This is a genomic window from Burkholderia sp. E168m23 (assembly GCF_016586125.1).
Classification (GTDB): Bacteria; Pseudomonadota; Gammaproteobacteria; order Burkholderiales; family Burkholderiaceae; genus Burkholderia; species Burkholderia orbicola.
This window is the reverse complement of sequence record NZ_BCPP01001573.1, coordinates 1-802: the sequence shown is the minus strand read 5'-3', so window position 1 is coordinate 802 and position 802 is coordinate 1. Positions and strand designations below refer to the sequence as shown.

Sequence of the window (802 nt, the reverse complement as noted above, 5' to 3'; positions counted from 1 at the left end):
CATATCCATTCGCTGACGGTGCTGGCCGCCGCGGGCAGTTTCACGGCTGCCGCGCAGCGGCTCGGCATCAGCAAGGCCGCGATGAGCCAGCGCATCGCCGATCTCGAAAAGGCGGCCGGCGTGCCGCTCGTGCGCCGCACCACGCGCAGCGTGCGGCTCACTGACGCGGGCCAGACACTGGTCGACAGCACGCGCGACGCGTTCGAGTCGATCGGTCAGCATTTCGCGCGGGTGAAGGATCTCGCCGGCGAGCCGCGCGGGCTGCTGCGCGTCACGGTGCCGGTCGCGCTCGGGCGCCAGCAGGTCGTGCCGCACCTGCCCGATTTCCTGCGCCAGCATCCGGGCGTGCAGATCGAGCTCGACCTGTCGGACCGCCTGCATTCGCTGACGCAGGAAGGCTTCGACCTCGCGATTCGCCATACCACCACCGCGCCGCAGACCCACGTCGCGTGGAAGCTGTGCGACACGCGTTCGCTGCTGGTCGCGAGCCGCGACTATCTCGACGCGCGCGGCGCGCCGCGCCACCCGAGCGAACTCGTCGATCACAGCTGCCTGTGCTACCTGCGCGACAACGAGCCGGCCGCGTGGAGCTTCGAGCCGGACGGCCGCCGGCGCCAGCGCGTGAGCGTGCCGGTGCGCGGCAGTTTCGCGGCGAACAACAGCGAGGCGATGCGCGAGGCCGCGCTCGGCGGGCTCGGCATCGCGCTGCTGCCCGATTTCAGCGCGAGGCGCGATCTCGACGCCGGCCGGCTCGTCGCGCTGCTCGACGGCTGGCGGCCGTCGGGCGCGTTCGGCGATCACA

1 protein-coding gene is annotated in these 802 nt (G+C 72.1%); it reads left to right on the top strand.

The annotated features are described in order from the left end of the window. Positions 1–802: LysR family transcriptional regulator (locus tag JMF90_RS38970; RefSeq protein WP_201326533.1), on the top strand; the 802-nt coding region annotated here is incomplete at both ends.